Origin of the sequence: Niveibacterium terrae (assembly GCF_048213115.1) — a bacterium.
GTDB lineage: Bacteria > Pseudomonadota > Gammaproteobacteria > Burkholderiales > Rhodocyclaceae > Niveibacterium > Niveibacterium terrae.
The window spans coordinates 1236276-1255000 of record NZ_CP172404.1; the positions used below are offsets into that span (position 1 = coordinate 1236276).

Annotated in this window: 14 protein-coding genes (1 of these 14 only partly in view); 9 read left to right on the forward strand and 5 right to left on the reverse strand. The window is 66.3% G+C overall.

Annotated elements, in window-relative coordinates; all coding sequences use genetic code 11:
* Positions 1 to 52: 52 nt before the first annotated feature.
* The 3 genes from ACHFB9_RS05560 to ACHFB9_RS05570 all read right to left on the reverse strand — a co-directional run bounded on the left by ACHFB9_RS05560 (position 53) and on the right by ACHFB9_RS05570 (position 2988).
* Positions 53 to 700 (reverse strand): hypothetical protein, encoded by a 648-nt coding sequence (locus tag ACHFB9_RS05560; RefSeq protein ID WP_417070066.1) that lies wholly within the window; start codon positions 698 to 700, stop codon positions 53 to 55.
* 20 nt (positions 701 to 720) lie between these two features.
* Positions 721 to 1731: a zinc-ribbon domain-containing protein gene (locus ACHFB9_RS05565; protein WP_417070068.1), complete on the reverse strand. Its 1011-nt coding sequence runs from the start codon at positions 1729 to 1731 to the stop codon at positions 721 to 723.
* Positions 1732 to 1848: 117 nt separating this feature from the next.
* Entirely contained in the window at positions 1849 to 2988 is a 1140-nt protein-coding gene (locus tag ACHFB9_RS05570) for a hypothetical protein (protein ID WP_417070070.1), read from the reverse strand.
* A 226-nt stretch (positions 2989 to 3214) separates the two neighbouring features.
* Here ACHFB9_RS05570 and ACHFB9_RS05575 point away from each other — a divergent pair, with 226 nt between their 5' ends.
* The 6 genes from ACHFB9_RS05575 (at position 3215) to ACHFB9_RS05600 (ending at position 12088) form a co-directional block, all read left to right on the forward strand.
* Complete coding sequence (locus tag ACHFB9_RS05575) at positions 3215 to 7360, forward strand: PAS domain S-box protein (protein WP_417070071.1); 4146 nt, start codon at positions 3215 to 3217, stop codon at positions 7358 to 7360.
* A 3-nt stretch (positions 7361 to 7363) separates the two neighbouring features.
* Entirely contained in the window at positions 7364 to 8263 is a 900-nt protein-coding gene (locus tag ACHFB9_RS05580; protein WP_417070073.1) for a response regulator, read from the forward strand.
* Positions 8263 to 9834, forward strand: a complete 1572-nt coding sequence (locus tag ACHFB9_RS05585; RefSeq protein ID WP_417070075.1) for a SpoIIE family protein phosphatase — start codon at positions 8263 to 8265, stop codon at positions 9832 to 9834. The genes ACHFB9_RS05580 and ACHFB9_RS05585 overlap by 1 nt, the downstream gene beginning before the upstream one ends.
* Entirely contained in the window at positions 9831 to 11174 is a 1344-nt protein-coding gene (locus ACHFB9_RS05590; protein ID WP_417070077.1) for a sensor histidine kinase, read from the forward strand. The genes ACHFB9_RS05585 and ACHFB9_RS05590 overlap by 4 nt, the downstream gene beginning before the upstream one ends.
* Positions 11175 to 11256: 82 nt before the next feature.
* Positions 11257 to 11568: a PilZ domain-containing protein gene (locus ACHFB9_RS05595; RefSeq protein WP_417070079.1), complete on the forward strand. Its 312-nt coding sequence runs from the start codon at positions 11257 to 11259 to the stop codon at positions 11566 to 11568.
* On the forward strand, positions 11555 to 12088 hold the full coding sequence (locus tag ACHFB9_RS05600; protein WP_417070081.1) for a DNA-deoxyinosine glycosylase: 534 nt from the start codon (positions 11555 to 11557) through the stop codon (positions 12086 to 12088). Before ACHFB9_RS05595 ends, ACHFB9_RS05600 begins: the two co-directional genes overlap by 14 nt.
* A 39-nt stretch (positions 12089 to 12127) precedes the next feature.
* Here ACHFB9_RS05600 and ACHFB9_RS05605 read toward each other — a convergent pair whose 3' ends face one another.
* Positions 12128 to 12640, reverse strand: coding sequence for a disulfide bond formation protein B (locus tag ACHFB9_RS05605; protein WP_417070083.1), 513 nt, complete (start codon positions 12638 to 12640; stop codon positions 12128 to 12130).
* Between the two features lie 88 nt (positions 12641 to 12728).
* On the opposite strand from ACHFB9_RS05605, the gene ACHFB9_RS05610 reads away from it, so the two are divergent.
* The 3 genes from ACHFB9_RS05610 (at position 12729) to ACHFB9_RS05620 (ending at position 18528) form a co-directional block, all read left to right on the forward strand.
* Entirely contained in the window at positions 12729 to 13931 is a 1203-nt protein-coding gene (locus tag ACHFB9_RS05610) for a polysaccharide pyruvyl transferase family protein (protein WP_417070084.1), read from the forward strand.
* A 141-nt stretch (positions 13932 to 14072) separates the two neighbouring features.
* Positions 14073 to 15122, forward strand: a complete 1050-nt coding sequence (locus tag ACHFB9_RS05615; protein ID WP_417070086.1) for a DUF475 domain-containing protein — start codon at positions 14073 to 14075, stop codon at positions 15120 to 15122.
* 154 nt (positions 15123 to 15276) lie between these two features.
* Positions 15277 to 18528 carry a S41 family peptidase gene (locus tag ACHFB9_RS05620; protein ID WP_417070088.1) on the forward strand — a complete coding sequence of 1084 codons (3252 nt, stop codon included), beginning with the start codon at positions 15277 to 15279 and terminating at the stop codon, positions 18526 to 18528.
* A gap of 133 nt (positions 18529 to 18661) precedes the next feature.
* Here ACHFB9_RS05620 and ACHFB9_RS05625 read toward each other — a convergent pair whose 3' ends face one another.
* Positions 18662 to 18725: the 3' end of a hypothetical protein gene (locus ACHFB9_RS05625; RefSeq protein WP_417070090.1), read on the reverse strand. 233 nt of this gene lie beyond the right edge of the window; only the last 64 of its 297 coding nucleotides appear in the window; its start codon lies beyond the right edge, outside the window; the stop codon is at positions 18662 to 18664.

Below are 18725 nucleotides of genomic sequence, written 5' to 3' on the forward strand. Positions count from 1 at the left end.
TCGGTGGAGGCGAGGGGCTGCGCGGCCCGGGCGGATCGCGCAGGCCTCGGCATCAAGCCTTGAATTGTGCCTGATCCAGGGGTTCGACGTGGACAAAGGCAAGTTTACCCTTGCGCAGCGGGACGAACTCGATCTCGGGCTTTTTGGCTTTCGCGTTGCCCCGATTGATGCCGGTGGTGAGCCAGGATTTTACGACGGCCCGGTCGGCTTCGCTGGTCGAGACCAGGATGCGGGTCGCTTCGTTGCGGGTGGCGGCCATCTCGCCAGAGAGCTCGATGGTCTGCTGCAGCCGCGGATCGCGGCGAGCCAGCATCGCTTGCGGCAGGCCTATGCTTGAGCCTTTCCAGGCTTCGGCGCTTTCCTCCTTGCCGGCGTCGCGGTGTTTGACCCGTGCCGTTTCGGTCTGCACCGGGATCTTGTCGGCGGCGGCTTTGCGCTCGAAGGCCCGGGCGATCTCCAGATCCTTCTCCTTGCCTTGCTTCCAGCCGATCGCGGCGCCGACCGCGCCGGTCGCGACCGCGACTTTCGCGCAGGTCGCGTCGGACTGGCCGAGCAGCTTGCACCCGAGATAGCCGCCGACGGCGCCGATTGCGCCGCCCTGGATGGCTGTATCGCCGGCGTTGCTGCCGGTCATGCTTCCTCCGGTCGCGCAGGCGCACAGGCTCAGCGCGGCGAGAGTACAGACGGTGATCTTTTTCATTTCAGTCTTCCCTGATGCGATCAGTGGTTTTGTTGCTTGCGCAGATCCTTGATCTGCTCTTCAAGCTGCTTGTTCATCTGGCGCACATAGGCTTCCTCGCTCTCCGCATCCCGGGTGCGCTCGGTCGCCTTTCGCCTTGTCTTGGGCTTGTCGGCCGGGCTGTCCTCGCCGACCTCTTCATCCTCGTTGCGGCTCGCCGCAGCGGGCGCGCTGACCGGCGCGCTCGCCCTGGCGCCCGGGCTGACCAGGCGCAGCTGGGGCGTCACCTGCGGTGCGGAGGCCTGCACGGGGGCCGGAGCCGGAGCGGGCGTCGGCGCGATGACAGGCAGGCTTTGCGCGGGAGCAGGTTTGGCGGGAGCCGGACTGCCCGAGAGCATGATCCAGGCGCCCGCGCCCATCGCGACCAGGGCCAGCGTGACGCCGCCGATCACGGGCAGGATGGGGATTCCCTTGCCGGGCTGAGCGATGGCCGGTGCGGCCGCTTCGCCCCTGGCCTTTTCGGGGGGCGTGAAGTCTTGCGGTTTTTCGCTGCTGAAAGTGGGTTCGCGGCGGATCTGCCCCGCGGGACTGGCTGGCGGAGCCAGCTCGACTTGCGCTGCGGGCAGGGGGGCCGGTTCGGGTTCGGGCATTGGCGCGGGGTCGGGCGTCGCTTCGGGCTCCAGCGTCAGCTCGACTCCGGACCCGCTGGCCGGTTCGGGATCGTCGGCTGGTTCAGGATCCAGCGTCAGCTCTTGTTCGGGAGCAGGTTCAGTCGCTGGCTCGGGCAAGGGCGTTGCGACGGTCGTGACTGCGGGGGCCGGAGGCGGCAACGGAGTCGCTTCGGGCGCCGCCTCTGGTACGGGCAGTGGGGCGGGAGCGACGGGCTTGCCGCAGGCTCCGCAGAATTTCGCGCCGGGCTTGAGCGGGGCCTGGCAGTGGAGGCATGCCGGGCCGGTCTCCGTAGGCGCGGGGGCGACGGGCTGGGCTGTGCCGCACTGAGGGCAGAATTTCGCACCAGAGCGCAGCTCGGCGTGGCAGACGACGCAGTTCATCGATTCAGATCCTGACGGGGTGAGAGATTGATGGTAGAGGATTGGGAATGGGTTTATGGCCGGCGGGAAGGCGGAGCCGCCCGGGTTTTTCTGGGCCATGCCATCGCCTTCGCGCGATCAGTGCCGGGTTGTTTTCTGGCCGCAGTCGCCGCAGAACTTGTCGTTGGGGTCCAGGATGGCGCCGCAGCGCGGGCAGACCGGGGAAGCCGCCGGGGCAGGCACCGGTTCGGGCTCTGCCTGCACTTCGGGCTTGGCCTGAGCCGTCGGCTGCGCGGTGGTTTCAACGGGAGAACTCGGTGCCGGGGCGGCGAACCTGTCCTGGGTTTCGCGGATCTTCTGGCGCAGCGCATCGACCGTCGCGCCGGCTTCCTCGCTGACGTTCGCGAGATCGATCTGTTCGGAGAACTCGAGCCAGGTCAGCGCGGCAACCATGCAGGGCATCAGCGAGATCAGCGCGATCGAGACGAAGGCGACGACGCCAAAGCCGAAAGCCGCAGCGAAGACCAGAGGCTGATTGTTGCCGTACATCATCGTGGCCATCTGCATCGCGAGCCCGCCGGCTCCGCTGCCCGACATTCCGAGGATCCCGAAGCCCAGACCGGCGACGATGCCACCCGCGCTCCAGACGATGCTGAGGAAAAGCGATGCGATCAGCAGGGACAGGAAAGCGCCGCCGAGGATCTTGGCGAGAGCCGACCAGGAGTGCTTGCAGAGGATTTCGAACGAGGCCTTCAAGGCCGTCGCGATGTCGAGCCCGTCCCAGATGGCTGGTCCGGCCAAGGCCAGAGTCACATAGATGCCCGAGAGCGTGATCGCCAGCGCGGCAACCAGTACCGGGATGCCGACGGCCAGCAGCAGCGCACCCAGTACCGGGATCTTGCAGAGGGCGAAGTAGATCGCTGCGACCAGGATCACCGCGAGCAGCGTGAGCAGCATCAGCAGGAAGATCCCGAGCAGGCGGGGAAGGCTGAACAGGCCGCGGGTGAAGTAGCTGGCGAGCGGATTGAAGGTCTTCCCTCTGGCCTGATCGAGCAGGCAGGCTCCGACTCCGGACAGACCGGCCAGATAGACGACGAAGCCGGCCAGCATGAAGATCCAGCCCAGCGCGGCGGGCAGCTGCTTGCCGATGAAGGCGAGCAGCGCGAAGCCCAGCACCGAGGCGATGATCAGCAATACCGCGCGCCAGTTCGACAGCGCTTCGGGAATGCGGAACACGGAATAGCGACCAGTGGTCAAGGCGGGGGCTGGGGATTGCATCGTCAGGAGTCCTGTGAGCGAGAGGCTGGGAAGAGTTTCGGGGCAGGGCGGACGCGAATTCCGCAATTTATGCGAAAAGAATTCTAACGGATGCGACCGCTTTGCAAAAGACGGGAATGCGAACAGGGTTTTCGGGCCACGCCCGCTCAAGGCCACCGCCCAGGTGCCGTTAAGTTTGTCTGCCGGTCGATTCCTGTCCGGATTTTCCGCGTTGAGGACGACCGAAGTGGAGAGAGAAAAGGAGCCGGCGCTGCGCGCTTTGCGAATCCGCGCTCGCGAGCTCGCCGAGACCTGGCTTCCTCCCTTTCTCGGGCTGCTCTGCTTTGTCCTGGGCTCGGTTCTGGCCTTGAGCTACTGGCACGGCGAGAGGATGGCCGAGCGGGACCTGGCCGAGCATCATTTCCACCGCGGCGCCCAGGAAATCCTCGGACGCATGGAATGCGACATCGCCGCGGCCCAGGCGATCGGCCACGTCCTTTCCAACTCGCAGCTCGATAGCTGGAGTCTGGCCGCCAACGTTAGGGCGCTGGACGGTATCGGATTCGGACGCCTGGGCCTGCCTCTCGAAGGCATCGCGGTGATCCGGCGGGACGGCAATGGGGTTCTGCAGCTCGAACGCTGGTGGCCGGTCAGTACGCACGGTGTGCCGCTCGAAGACAAGGACGCCGGCCTCGTGCGCCTGCTCGACGAGGCACGGGTCGCGCTCGGCGCTGGCGAGGAGGCACTGGCGATCGGACACGCGGCTGCGGCGCACTCGACTCTGGGGGCGATCGCGACCCATGCCCAGGGCGGGGCGATCGTTGTTCAGGTCTTCGATCTCGCCCGCTGGATCGACGATCGGGTGCAGATGCCCGCTCTTGCGGTCGTTGGACGCCTCCGCGAAGCCTCGGGCGGGGCGCTGCGCGGCGGAGAAGTGGGCTCCTCGCGCTTCCCCGCGCAAGCCGCTATCGTCGAGCAGACTTCGATCGCCGCGCAGAGCGGAATCTGGGTCATCGAGATCGCTCCGCTGGATCCGCGCTTCGATTCAGGCCCACACCTTCTGGCTCTGACTTTGGGACTCGCGGCGTCGGCGGTGCTGGCGCTGCTGGTTGTGATCCTGCTCAGCTGGCAGCGGAGGATCGAGCAGCAGATCCGTCTGCGCACCGAGGATTTGGTGCACGCCCATGCCCGGCTCGAGCGGGTGCTCAGCGCGACCCGTGACGGGATCTGGGAGTTCTCGGCCGCAACGCGCGAAGTTCGGCTGTCGGCCGCGGCTCTGGCTCTGCTCGGTCTGTCCGGCGAGCGCGAGCTTTTCCCGGCGCGCGAGCTGCTGCGCCGGGTTCTGGCCGAGGACAGGCCGGCGCTGTTCAAGAGGCTCAAGCGCACGCTGGAGCTGGGCTGGATCCTCGACACCGAGTGCCGCATCGTCGATGCGGCGGGGCGTTTGGTATGGCTCAGGGTGCGTGCTGTCTCGGAAGCCTGGCAGGGCGGGGATCTGACCGGCGCGCTCAGCGATGTGACGCAGCAGCGCCGCGCGGCCGAGCAGATCGAACGCCAGCAGGACTTCCTGGTTCGCGTGCTCGACGCGATACCCTGCCCGATCATGGTCAGGGATGCGGGCGGGCGCGTGCTGCTCGCAAACAAGGCTTTCCTGCAGGGCGTGGGGATGAGCCGCGAGCGCCTGATCGGGAGCCGCATCGACAGCTTTCCCGGCGGTAAGGAGAGGGGCTCGCTCGACGAAGCCAGCGGCCATGCGCTGGCCGGGAATTGCGAAGTGACGGTCAATGCCTGGATCGAGACGCCCGGCTATGGGCGCCGCCACTACCGGACCAGCAAAGTGCCGCAGAGCGGGCCGGACGGGATGGCGGTGTTGATCACGAGTTACCTCGATACGACGCACGAGATCGCCGCGGCCGAGCAGTCGGCCCGCCAGCACGAGGCGCTGCGTCAGCTGATCGAGCTGATGCCGGTCGGGGTTCAGCTCAAGGACTCTTCGCGCCGGGTCATTCTGGTCAATGCCGCTTTTTGCGAACAGATCGGCCTCCCGGCCGAAGAGCTGCTTGGACGGATGACTTCCGAGCTCGTGTCGCCCGAGCTGGGCGCCGAGGTCGACGCCGAGGACGAACGGGCCGAGGCTGGCGAGGTCGTCGAATGTCTGAGGCGCTTTCGCAATGTAGAGGGACGCGATGTCGCGATGCGCTTTCGCAAGAGCGCCAGCGTCGATGCCGAGGGCGAACCCATCCTGGTCTGCGTCGCGACCGATCTGACCGATCTGTTCGAAGCCCAGGCGGCCGAGCGCGAAGCGCTGACGCGGTTTGATGCGCTATACCGCAGCTCGCCTCTGGGCCTGGTTCTGGTCGATCGAAGCGGGCAGATTCTCCAGGCCAACCCGGCTTTCTGCGATCTGGTCGGTTGCGGCGAGGCGGGCTGTGCCGATACCAACATCAAGGTCTTCCTGAACGAGGGGTGGCTGAAGAACAGGGCGGCGGCCGACCTGAGCCTGCAGATCGATGGCACGGTTGCCCCGGTTGAGAAACGCATCGTTCGCGCCGACGGGGAGCAAGTGCCGGTGCGCGCTTCGGCGGCGCTGATGACGCTCGCGAACGGCGAGACGCTGGTCTGGATCCTCGTCGAGGATATCTCGACCGAAGTGGCGGCCCGGGAAGCGCTGCAGGCGGCCGAGCAGCGCTGGCAATTCGCTCTGGCCGGGGACGGGGTCTGGGACTGGAACCTCGTCTCGGGCAAGGTGTTCTACTCGCCGCACTGGAAAGCGATGCTCGGCCATGCCGAGGATGAGATCGGAGACTCTTTCGACGAGTGGACGGGGCGGCTCCACCCCGAAGACCGGGAGAGGGCGCTCGCCGCCGTCCAGGAGCACCTCGCCGGGCGGGGCGGGAGCTGCGAATTCGAAGTGCGGCTGCGCGGCCGTGATGGACGCTGGATCTGGGTTCTGGACCGGGGCCGGATCGTCGAACGCGATCGCGACGGAAAAGCGGTGCGGGCGATCGGCATCCAGTCGGACATCAGCCGCAGGCGGGCCGCCCAGGAAGAGCTCGAATGTGCGCGCGACATGCTGCAGGCGATTAGCGCAATGCAGGAGGCCTTCATCCAGGATGAGGCCTCGCCGCGCAGCTTTGACATAGTGCTGGAAGTGCTGATGCGGCGGACCGCCAGTCGCTTCGGTTTTGTCGGCGAAGTCTGCGAGCGGGACGGGCGAACCCAGCTCAGAACTCTGGCGCTTTGCGATGTCTCGTGGAATGAGGCCGCGCGCGAAGCCTGCTCTGAGGCTTTGGATGGAGGCGCCGGAGTTGTGGCTCTGGAAGGGCCTTTCGGAGAGCGCGTGCTGTCCGGCGAAGAGCTGATCGTGGATCAGCCCGGAGGCCTGGCGCTCGGCGGCCTGCTGCCCGGAGGTCCCGCGTTGCAGTGCTTCCTCGCGGTTCCGGTCAGCGTCGGGGGCAAGGTTCTGGGTCTGCTCGGCGTCGCGAATGCCGAGAGCGCCTATTCGAAGGACAGCATTGCGGTGATCGAGCCGCTGCTCAGCACTTTCGGCGAAGTTCTCCATGCGCGGCGCAACCGGATGGCGCGCCGCGCTGCCGAGAGCGAACTCAAGCGCCACCGCGACCACCTGGCCGAGCTGGTCGCCGAGCAGACCGCCCAGCTGATGGCGTCCCGCGATACGGCCGAAGCGGCCAACGAGGCCAAGACCCTGTTCCTCGCGAACATGAGCCACGAGCTGCGCACGCCGCTGCATGCGGTGCTCTCCTTCGCCCGGCTCGGTTCGGCACGGCTCGGAAAAGCCTCCGAGCAGCGGATAGGCGAATTCTTCGCACGGATCGAGCAGAGCGCCGATCGTCTGCTGTTGCTGCTCAATGACCTGCTCGATCTGTCCAGGCTGCAGGCCGGCAGGATGCCGCTGGCGATCGAGCCTTGCAGCCTGGCCGGGCTGGTCGGGGATGTGCTCGGCGAATTCGAGGCCTGGCTCGCCGCGCGGCGCATCGAGACCGTCTGCGAATTCGCGCCCGTGCCGCCTGTGCCGGCCGACCCCCTGCGCCTTGGTCAGGTGATCCGCAACCTCGTCTCCAACGCGATCAAGTTCAGCCCCGAGGGCAGCACGCTGAAGCTCTCGCTCGCGTGCGCCGGCGCGGCGGTCGAGATGCGCGTGTCCGATCAGGGGGTCGGCATTCCCGAAGCCGAACTTGAAGCCGTATTCAATCCCTTCGTCCAGAGCTCCGCGACGCGGACCGGGGCGGGGGGTACCGGGCTTGGCCTCGCGATCTGCCGCGAGATCGTCAGCGCCCATCGCGGTAGCATTCGGGCCTGCAACCATCCGGGGGGCGGCGCGGTCTTCGTGCTGAGTCTGCCCCTTATCCGAGCCGTAGAAGAGGAAGTCTGAGTGATGTCGCGTCCCGCCCTGCTGATCGTCGATGATGAACCCTTCAACCTCGAGATCATCGTCGAGTACCTGTCCGACCGCGACTACCATCTGATGACCGCGTCCGACGGAGCTTCGGCGTTGGAGATCCTCGCGCGCGAGCCGGTCGATCTGGTCCTGCTCGACCGGATGATGCCGGGGATCGATGGTATGGAAGTGCTGCGCCGGATCAAGGCCGATCCTGTGCTGCAGGCGATTCCGGTCATCATGCAGACCGCGGCGGCTTCTCCGGACCAGGTGCGCGAAGGCCTCGCGGCCGGAGCCCACTATTACCTGACCAAACCTTTCGCTGCCGACTCGCTGCTCGCGGTCGTCGCGACGGCCTTGCAGGACAGACTGCGCCACGCCGAACTCGTCCGGCGGGTTGCCGAGCATGCGGTCGCGATGCAGAGAGTCGTTTGCGCCGAGTTCTCGGTGCGATCGCTGGAGGACGCGGCGGCGGTCGCGGTGACCGCTTCGCTGGTCGCGACCCGGCCCGAAGCGCTGGCGATGGGCCTCGCCGAGCTGCTGGTGAACGGGGTCGAGCACGGCAATCTGGGCATAGACTTTGCTGAGAAGGGCCGGCTCAGGGAGGAAGACCGCTGGAGCGAGGAAGTCGCCGCCCGGCTGGCTCTGCCCGAGTATCGCGACAAGCGGGTGGGGTTGACCGTGCGGCGCGAAGAAGGGGGCTGGCGCTTCGACATCCGCGACGAAGGCGCGGGCTTCGACTGGGCGTGCTATAGCGAACCCGATCCGGAACGCGCTTTTGCGCTGAACGGACGGGGTATCGCGTTGGCGCGTCAGCTCGCCTTCGATCGCATCGAGTATCACGGCTTGGGCAATGAAGTCAGTGCCTGGGTCTTCGATGTCCCGGAGGCGCTCTGATGACTGATGCGCAACAGGATCTGGACTATTCGGGCCTACGGGTCCTGATTGCCGACGATACTCAGGCCAACCGGGCGCTGGTGCGCGCCTATCTCGTCCGCTTGGGCTTTGCGGTGCTGATGGCGGTGAACGGCGAAGAGGCTGTCGACGTCTTCCGGCGTGAGAGGCCGGACATCGTGCTGATGGACGTGATGATGCCAGTCATGGATGGGCTGGAGGCGACGCGCAGGCTGCGCGCAGAGGTCTGCGACCGCTGGGTGCCGATCGTGATGCTGTCGGCGCTGGGCGGGGAAAGCGACGTCATCGCGGGCCTCAACGTCGGCGCGGACGACTATCTGGTCAAACCGCTCTCCTACCAGACCTTTGCGGCAAAGATGCGTTCGGTGGCGCGCTCGCTCAGTTTCCAGAGCCAGAGAAACCAGGCACTGGAACAGCTGCGTGCGGTCTCCGAAGCGATGAGCGATGCTTTGGTGACCTTCGATGCCCAGGGCATGATCCTCTCGGTCAATCCGGCCCTGAGCGCACTGTTCGGGCGAGGACCGGCCCAGTTTTTCGGTCACAGCCTCTACGATTTTCTGACCCCCGCCGGAGCCTCCTGTCTTGCCCAGGACATCGAGGTGTGGCTGGCCGACTCGGGCGGCGCGTTGGCCGTTCCGCGCGTGCGCGAGCTGGAGATCATGGGCTGGGCCGGGCGCCCCGTGCCGGTCGAGCTGGCCCTGTCCCAGTTGCCGGCGCAGGACCGCGACATCGTCTTCCTCGCGGTGCTGCGGGATATCTCCGAGCGCAAGCGCTCCGAGCGTGAGCTGGCCCGCTATACGCAGCAGCTTCAGCACTACCACGACGAGGCCGAGCGCGAGAACGCGCTGGCGCTGGCCGTGCTGGAGCGTCAGTTGCGCCGCGGCGGCCTCGACGATCCGCGCCTGCGCCATTGCGTGATGCCCGCCCAGCGCTTCTCTGGCGATCTGGTGCTGGCCGCCAGCGCCCCGGACGGCAGACTGTTCGCGATGCTCGCCGATGCGACCGGTCACGGCCTGGGGGCCGCGGTCAGCGTGCTGCCGGCCGTTGCCGAGTTCTACCGCTTGGTTGCGACCGGTCCCGATCTGGCCGAACTCGTCCAGGCCTTGAACCAGACCCTGCTCGAATCGCTGCCTCTGGGGCGTTTCGTCGCGGCAGCCGTGGCCTGTCTCGATTCGGAAAAGGGCGGCGCGAAGGTCTGGGTCGGCGGCATTCCCGATGTGCTGCACCTCGACGTGTGCGGCAAACTGCTCTCGCGCCTGCGCTCTGATCACCTGCCTCTGGGCATCGAGGCGCTGTCGCACGCCGAGGCCGCGCCGCAGTGCGTCCAGCTTGCCGCCGGCGAGCAGCTGATGCTTTTCTCCGACGGTCTGCTTGAAGCGGGAAGCGAAGAGGGGGAGGCCTTGGGTTATGCCGGCGTTCTGGACGCGATGAACGGCCGGAGCCGGGACGAACTGCTCGGCGCGATCGACGCCGTGGTCGCGAGGCAGTGCTCGGGACTCCGCCCTCACGACGACATTTCGGTGCTGCTTCTGGGGGCGGATTTCCCGCGATGACTTTTCCGCCTGTCCGCGCTCTTCGCGACGGGCGTTTCGCGACGCCACGTCGGCTGTACTGGCTGCTCGGGATCCTGATCCCTCTGCTGCTGATCGGGCTCGTGCTGCAGCCCGAAGCCGGCTCATGGAGCCTGTTCAAGGCGATCGTGCTGGCAACCGTGCTGGCGCTCGCCTTGCTGAGTCTGTCGCTCAGATCGACGCTGAAGGCGCTGGAGCGCTCTCTGGCGCGCAGCGCCCAGGAAGCCGCGTTGTTCTCGGCCAGTCCCAATCCCTTGATGATCCTGGCGCGGTCGCGCGATGGCGACTATCTGTGCGAGCGCATCAACCCTGCCGCATCCCGTCTCTTCGGGGGGGGCACCGGGGGTGTGGTGATCGGAGAACTCGCGGGCGGCGAACTCGTGCGGCGCGCGCTCGAACTCGCCGCACCCCGGGCCGACGGGATGCGCGTGAGCGCTCTGAGTTTGCCCGCCGCGGAAGACCGGGGCGCGGTTCAGCTGCGTCTGATTCTCGCCCCGATCGACGAGCTTTCTGGCCAGGAGCGCTTTGCGCTGATCTGTCTCGACGAGACCGCCCAGCGCCTCGCCGAGCAGAGGATGGTGGCGAGGAGCAGGCGGATCCGCGCGCTCAACGACCGCCTCGAGCATCGGGTCAGCGAACGCACGGCCGAACTCGAGCGCGCCTACCAGGAGATGGAATCCTTCTCGTACTCGGTCTCGCACGATCTGCGCGCCCCTCTGCGTGCGATCCACGGTTACGCCTACCTGCTGCGCGACAGCGAGGCTCAAAGCCTGACTGCCGAAGGGCGTGGTCTGCTCGACCGGGTTCTCGCTGCGAGTCTGAAGATGAGCGAGCTGATCGACGACTTCCTCGATCTGTCGCGGGTCGGCCGGGTCGAGCTGGAGCTGCGGCGCGTCGATATGGATGGTCTGGTCGCTGACATCGTTGCCGAGCTGGCCGGCGAATATCCGGCGGTCAGCATCGAAGTCGAGCCCTTGCCCGCGGCCGAAGCGGATCCGCGGCTGCTGCGTTCGGTCTGGCGCAACCTGATCGTCAATGCGCTGAAGTTCTCGGCGCAGAAGGGCGATGCCCGCGTCCGCATCGGTTTTCGCGAGGAAGGCGATCACGGCTGGTTTTTTGTCTCCGACAACGGAATCGGTTTTGACATGGCCTACGCGGACAAGCTCTTTGGAGCCTTCCAGCGCCTGCATCCCTCGCGCAACATCGAAGGCACTGGAATCGGCCTGGCGATCGTCAAACGGGTCGTCGAGCGCCATCACGGCGAAGTCCGCGCGATCGGCGAACCGGATCGCGGCGCGACTTTCTCGTTCCGGCTCGCTTAGGAGGCTTGCATGGCGCGCTCCTCCCCGTTACCTTCCGGCTCTGGGCCGGTAAGACTGGCTCATTTCCGGAGAAGTCTGATTGATGAAGAGTAATGACGGACGAGAGCGCCGCAGCGCCGTGCGCATCCCGCTCGGCTGTGAAGCGACGATCATTCCCCCGCCCCCCTATTCACGCCAGAGCGCGGTCTGCGTCGATCTGAGCGTGGACGGCATGACGCTGCATACCCGCTATGTGCCGCGTCCGGACGAAGTGTTCGACGTGATCGTGAAGCCGCCTTCCGGCCCCTCGTCGGTCAAGATGATGCATGTGCGGGTTCAGGTCAGGCGCTGCCAGGCCGTGGGCATCAGCGGAGACTTCTCGCTGGGGGTCAAGATCCTTCATGTGCTCTGCTAGGCAGGGCGAACGGGTCGAGAGTTTCGTGGCGCTCGCGCCGCGCGAGGCGAAGGTGCTGATCCTGGGCAGCATGCCCGGCGCCGCCTCGCTCGCCGCCGGGCGCTATTACGCTCATCCGCGCAACCAGTTCTGGCCGCTGATGGGAGATCTGTTCGGAGCGGGGCCTGATCTCGACTATCCGGCGCGTCTGGCGAGGCTCGCCGAGTGCGGGATCGCGCTGTGGGACGTACTGCGCTCGTGCGAGCGGTCTGGCAGCCTCGACGCGGCGATCCGCCGCGCCTCCTGCGAGGCCAACGACTTTCCCGGCCTCTTCACGCGCTGCCCGGGTATCACCGATCTGCTGTTCAACGGTGCGACGGCGGCGAAGAGCTTCGAGCGTCTGGTCAAACCCGCTCTGGTCGATCGCCCTCTGTGTTTGCACCGCCTGCCTTCAACCAGCCCCGCTCACGCCGGGATGGGCTTCGAAGTCAAAAAGGCCTTGTGGCGCGAGGCCTTCGTCGCGGCGGGGATACTCGCCTGACGCAGTCGGCTCTTGCGCTCAAGGCCGTATGGTCTGTCTTCAGCGGCAGCAGCAGCAACGGCCGCGCAGCAGAATGCTGACTGCGACGACGGTGACTGCGGTGAAGGCGAGGGCGGAGTAATTCGCGATCGACAGGCCCAGGAAAGTCCAGTCGACGATCGAGCAGTCGCCGCTGCCCTGGAAGATCATCGGCAACGCGCGGCCCAGCGGAAAGCTGTTGAGCATGTAGTCGAGGTCGGGGCCGCATTCGGCCAATTTGGGCGGGAACCATTGCAGCCAGCTCTGCCGCGCCGCGATCCCGAGACCGACGAGCGAGGTGAGACCCAGCAGGGTCGCGTAGATCTTGCTCCCCCTGTTGTGCAGCGCGGCGATCAGCGCGAGGATTCCAGCGATCACGAAAGCGTAGCGCTGCATGATGCACATCGGGCAGGGGTCGATGTGTTCGATTTTCTGAAGGATCAGGCCGCCGCTGATCAATGCGAAGCTGAGCAGGGCGACGGCGGCAAAGCGCAGACGGTCGGAAGTCCGGGCGATCAGGCAGAGAGATTTCATCGCAGCAAATGAGGATTGATCGAGCTGGCGATTATGCCCTCGCCCAGGGCGCCCTGACGTTTCCTTTTGTGTCCAACGGAGCTGGCGGATGGACTCATGTCCCGCGGAGCGGATGCCCGTGCTGCTGTTCGGAGCCTTCGACAGGCACAATTTCGGCGACATGCTCTTTGCGCATGTCGCGCAGGCTCTGCTGCCCGGGATTTCGCTGCGCCACGCCGGACTCGCTGACCGCGATCTGCGCGCGCAGGGCGGCCACCGGGTCCATGCCTTGTCCCGCCTTGCCGCGGGAGAGCGCGATGCGCTGCTGATCCACGTCGGCGGTGAAATACTGAGCTGCGATGCCTGGCGGGCCGCAGTGATGTTGCTGCCCGATCCCGGCTTTCAATCCGTCGTCGCCCGTCTGGATTCCTCGCCCGACGAGAAGCTCCGTTGGGCGAAGAGTTTCCTCGGATCTTCGGCCCTCGCGCCCTATTCGGCTTCCCGACTGAAGTATCCGTGTCTTGCGCGGGTCGTCTATGCCGGGGTCGGCGGCGTCGAGCTCGGGCGCTGTCCGGCGCAGCTGCGCCGCGAAGTGCTTGCCGACCTCGAAGCCGCGCAGGCGATTGGCGTCCGGGACTCGCTGACCCGTGCACAACTCGAGGCCGCGGGTCTGTCCGCGCGGCTGATCCCCGATCCGGTCGTGATGATCGATGAGCTCTTCGGCGCGAGGATACGGGCACGCTCATCCCGGCCCGCATTGGCCGCCATCCTGAAGAACTTTCCCGAAGGCTATCTCGCGGTTCAGTGCAGCGCCGATTTCGGCGATGACCGCACTCTGCAGGCGATCGCAACGGGGCTGCGGCGAGTCGCCGCCCGGACCGGTCTGGGCGTGGTTCTGTTCCGCGCCGGCGCCGCGCCCTGGCACGACGATCTCGCTGTGCTGGGGAGGCTGGCGGGCCGGATGCCCGGGGGGGGCGCTCTGTTCGAATCGCTGAACATCTGGGACATCTGCGCCCTGATCGCGGCTAGCCGGGGCTATTGCGGCAGCAGCCTGCACGGTCGAATCCTGGCGAGCGCATTCGCGCTGCCGCGCCTGAGTCTTCTCCATCCGGCTTCTGGCGCCCGGCCGGGAAAGCTCGCCGCTTATCTGGCGACCTGGGAAATCCCGGGCTTGCCGACCACCGTGACGCCCGAGCACCTTGAGCCGGGCCTGAGCGCTGCGCTGGAGGCCGATCCCCTGCGCCTTGCGGCGCGTGCCACAGAGCTTGCCGGGCTTTACCGCACGGGTTTTGCCGGGCTCGTCGCGCTCTGAGCGAGCGGCGCACCGCGCGCTCGACGGGTTCCGAAGGCAGGGCTTGCGGGCCTTCCTGGCCATCCCTTCCCATCTCTGATAGGTTTGTTCCTCTTGGCTGAACGGGAAGACCGTCTCTGGCCGCTCGATCCGGGTGTTGGAATGCGTTATTTCAGGTTTTCGATTTTCGTCACGCTTCTGTGCGTCGTGCTCGCTTTCCTGTGGGGGCGGGGGCACGCGGAAGGGGGACTGGCCGCGGTGACCGTCGCGCTGCTGCTGGGCGTCATGGAGGTGAGCCTCTCCTTCGACAACGCGGTCGTCAATGCCGCAGTGCTCAAGCAGATGGATCAGCGCTGGCGGCAGATCTTCCTGACCGTCGGCATCCTGATCGCGGTGTTCGGGATGAGGCTGGTCTTCCCGATTGTCGTCGTCGCGGTCGCGACGGGGCAGGGGGCGCTCGAGGTCGCGCATATGGCGCTCGCGACGCCCGACGAATATGCTCGCCACCTGAGCGCCGCCCATGCCGGAATCGCCTCTTTTGGCGGCATGTTCCTGCTCCTGGTCTTCCTCTCCTTCCTGTTCGACGAGGGCAAGGAGCTGCACTGGCTGGGCAAGGTAGAACAGTGGCTCTCCCGGCTCGGCAAGCTCGACTCGGCCGGGATCATCGTCGCGCTCGGTGCTCTGCTGCTCGCCCAGGCCTTTCTTCCCGTCGATGCGGCGACCCGTCTGGCGGTCGTCGTCGCCGGAATCGGCGGCGTCTTCCTCCATGTCGTCGTGGCCAGCCTCAGCCGTTTCTTCGACGGCGAGGACGAGGCCGCGCTGACCCGGGTCGCAAAACGCTCCGGCGTGATGGGCTTCCTCTATCTGGAAGTGCTCGACGCTTCGTTTTCTTTCGATGGGGTGATCGGCGCTTTCGCGATCACCCGCGACGTCGTCATCATCATGTTGGGTCTGGCGATCGGTGCGATGTTCGTCCGCTCGCTGACCGTCTATCTGGTCGAGAAGGGCGTTCTCGACGAGTTCGTGTTCCTCGAGCATGGCGCGCACTACGCGATCGGCGCGCTCGCGCTGATCATGTTCGGGAGCATCGTCTGGCACATCAGCGAAGTCGTGACCGGCCTGATCGGCGTTGGCTTCATCGCTGCGGCTCTGGCGTCTTCGCTCGCCTACCGGAGGAGTAAACCGCTCGGCGCGGCTGGGCTGCCGGACTGAAAGCGCTTCGTCCCAACATCCGCTTCGCCGGATGACCCTGATTCTTCTCAGAGGATCGCCTGATCCGCCCGGCTGAGGGACAATATCCCCCTGTGCGCGGCGCCGCTGGGCGTCGACGAAGGCCGCCCGCGGCGGTACACGTCTGGAGATTCCGATGAAGAAGAAGCGCCTGGCCTTCTGCCTGGCTATGTTGTTCGCGTCCGTGGCGCCGGCTCTGGCCGGTTCCGCGTATTACCGTTTCCCGGCCCTGCACCAGGACACGCTGATCTTCACCGCCGAGGGCGATCTGTGGAGTGCGGCGGCGAGTGGAGGCGAGGCTCGCCGATTGACATCCCATGCAGCCGAGGAGACGCGCGCGGCGATCTCGCCCGACGGGCGCTGGATCGCATTCTCGGCGGCCTATGAGGGACCGATCGAGGTCTATGTGATGCCGACCGCGGGGGGAAAACCCCAGCGCGTCAGTTTCGAAGGGAGTCGCGCTTTCGCGATCGGCTGGACCGCACAGGGCGAAGTGCTCTATTCGAGCTTCGCGGCCACCGGGCCGGCTTCGCAGCGTATGGTTGCCGCGGTCGATCCGAAGACGCTGGCGAAACGGGTCTTCCCGCTCGCCGATGCGAACGATGCGGCACTCTCCGAGGACGGCAAGACGCTCTATTTCGTGCGCTTCGGCCTCGCCGAAACCCGCGATAATGTGCGCGCCTATCGCGGCGGCGCGCTCTCCCAGCTCTGGCGCTACGAGCTGGGCGGCGCCGAAGCGCAGAGGATTGGGCCGACCGACGTGAACCTGCGCCGTCCGATGCTCTGGCAGGGCAAGCTCTATGTCGTCAGCGATCGCGACGGCCACGACAAGCTCTGGGAGTTCTCGCTCGACGGCCAGCCGATCCGGGCGTTGACCGACAATCGCGACTTCGAAGTGCGCAGCGCGAGTCTTGACGCCGGTCGCATCGCCTATCAGCTCGGCGCCGATCTGCATCTCCTTGATCTCGCGAGTGGCGCCGACCGGATCGTCTCGCCTGAGCTCGTGTCGGATTTCGACCAGACGCGCGCGCGTTGGATCGAGCACCCGCAGCGCTATATGACGACCGCATTGCTCAGCCCCGATGGCGGCAGCGTCGCGGTCACCGCCCGTGGCCACGCGGTGCTGGCCGGGGTCGGGCCGCGCCGCCGCGTCGAGCTGAACCAGCCGGCTGCGAGCCGCCTCGCCTTCGCGGTGGCGAGCGCCGATGGGCACTGGGTCTATGCGATCTGCGATGCGAGCGGAGAACAGGAAGTCTGGCGCTTCCCGGCCGATGGAGGCGAGGGCAAAGCCCTGACCCATGATGGATCCGTTCAGCGCCGCCATCTCTTCCCTTCACCAGATGGCAAGTGGATCGCGCATGACGATCTGCGCGGTCGTCTTTGGCTGCTCGACCTCGCGACCGGCATCAACCGGCTGATTGACGACGGAGGCAAGTTCGGCTCCGATGGCTACGACTTTGTGCGCTGGTCGCCGGACGGGCGCGCGATTGCGCTCGCGCGCCCGAACTCCGCGCTGTTGCGCAGCCAGATCGGGCTGTACTCGCTGGAACAGGGAAAGACCCACTGGCTCTCCAGCGACAAGTATGAGTCGGGCTCGCCAGCCTTCAGCCCCGATGGGCGCTGGCTCTACTTTCTGTCCGACCGCAGCTTCAAGGTCAGCGGCAATCCTTCGCCGTGGGGCGACCGCAACCTGGGCCCCTCGTTCGAGCGCCGCACGAAGATCTACGCGCTGTCGCTGCAGGCGGGCAACCGCTTCCCGTTTGCCGCGCCTGATGAGTTGAACGCAGCAGGCTCTGACGAGAAGGGCAAGGAGAGCAAGGCGAAGGAGAAGATTCCGGCGATCGACTGGACCGGTTTGGCTTCCCGGCTCTTCGAAGTGCCGCTGCCGGCCAGCGACTATGAAAATCTCGCGCTCGATGCGCAGCGCCTTTACTTCCTCGACAAGGCCGAGGAAGGCAGCGCGCTGAAGACGCTGAAAGTTGGCTTCGCACATGAGTACAAGCCCGAAGTGTTCGCCCCCAAGGTGTCCAACTTCGCGCTGGACGCCAAGGGCAAGAAGCTGCTGTTTCTGCGCCCGGCCGGTGCGAACATCGAGATGTATGTCGTCGATGCCGGCGCGAAGGCGCCCGCCGAGCTCGCGTCGAATGCGCTCAGGCTTGGCGACTGGGCGCTGCGCATCGAGCCGCGCGAAGAGTGGCGGCAGATGTTCAATGATGCCTGGCGTCTGCACCGCGACCACTTCTATGACCCCGCGCTGCGCGGAGTGGACTGGCGAGCGACGAGAAAGAAGTACGAGGCCTTGCTCGATCGGGTCAGCGATCGCAACGAATTGGACGATCTGCTCGGACAGATGAACGCCGAGCTCACCGCGCTGCACTCTCAGGTCGTTCCCGGAGACGTGCGCTCCGCGCGGGAAGTCGCATCACCCGCCGGACTGGGCGCGGTGCTCGAAGCAGGAGACCAGGGCTGGCGCGTTGCGCATATCTACCGGACCGAGGCCGAGCTGCCCTCTGAGCGCTCGCCGCTCGCCGCGCCCGGAGTCGATGTCCGCGAAGGAGACTGGATCCTGTCGGTCAATCGCCGATCCACCCGGGGCGTGCGTGACATCGCGGAACTGCTCGCGCACCAGGCCGGACAGCAGGTGCTGCTCGAAGTGAAGCGGGGAGGGGAGGCTGCGCGCAAGATCGTCGTGACTCCAGTCAGCGCGGCCCAGCAGACTGCGCTGCGCTACGGCGACTGGGAGATTTCCCGGCGCGAGATCGTCGAGAAGATCAGTGGCGGCCGCTTTGGCTACCTGCACCTGAGGGCGATGGGCGCCGGAGACATCGCGAGCTTTGCCCGCGAGTTCTACGCGCAGTTCGATCGCGATGGCCTGATCATCGACGTGCGGCGCAACAACGGCGGCAACATCGACAGCTGGATCATCGAGAAACTGCTCCGGCGCGCCTGGGCCTTCTGGTCGCCGCGCGGCGCTCAGCCGTATACGAACATGCAGCAGACTTTCCGTGGCCGCCTGGTTGTGCTGACCGATGGTCTGACCTACTCGGATGGTGAGACTTTCTCGGCGGGGATCAAGGCGCTTGGACTGGGCCCGCTGATCGGGACCCGGACCGCCGGGGCGGGAGTCTGGCTCTCGGACAGCACTGGCCTCGTCGATAACGGCCGTGCGCGGGTCGCCGAACATGCGCAGTTCCTGGTCGAAGGAGGAAAGTGGGCGGTCGAAGGTGTCGGCGTGGTGCCGGACATCGAAGTCGACAACCTTCCGCATGCGAGTTTCCAGGGGAAGGACGCGCAGCTCGAAGCGGCGATCGCGAACCTCAAGCAGCAGCTCGCCGAGAGGCCCGTGCCGGCTTTGAAGCCGCAGAGCATCCCCCCCGTCGCGCACTAGAGCTGTTCTCATCCCGAGGAGAAAGGGCCGATCCAGTGGATCGGCCTTTTTTTCAGACTTCGGGAACTTCTCGCTTGACAGGGCGGGGGGGGGGGCGTAAATTCCGTCTCCCTGCTGCTGACGCGGTAACAAATCAGCGACAGGGGTTGAACGGTTTGCCGGTTTTCGGTTTTGTTGAAACCTTCGGGTTTGCGAAA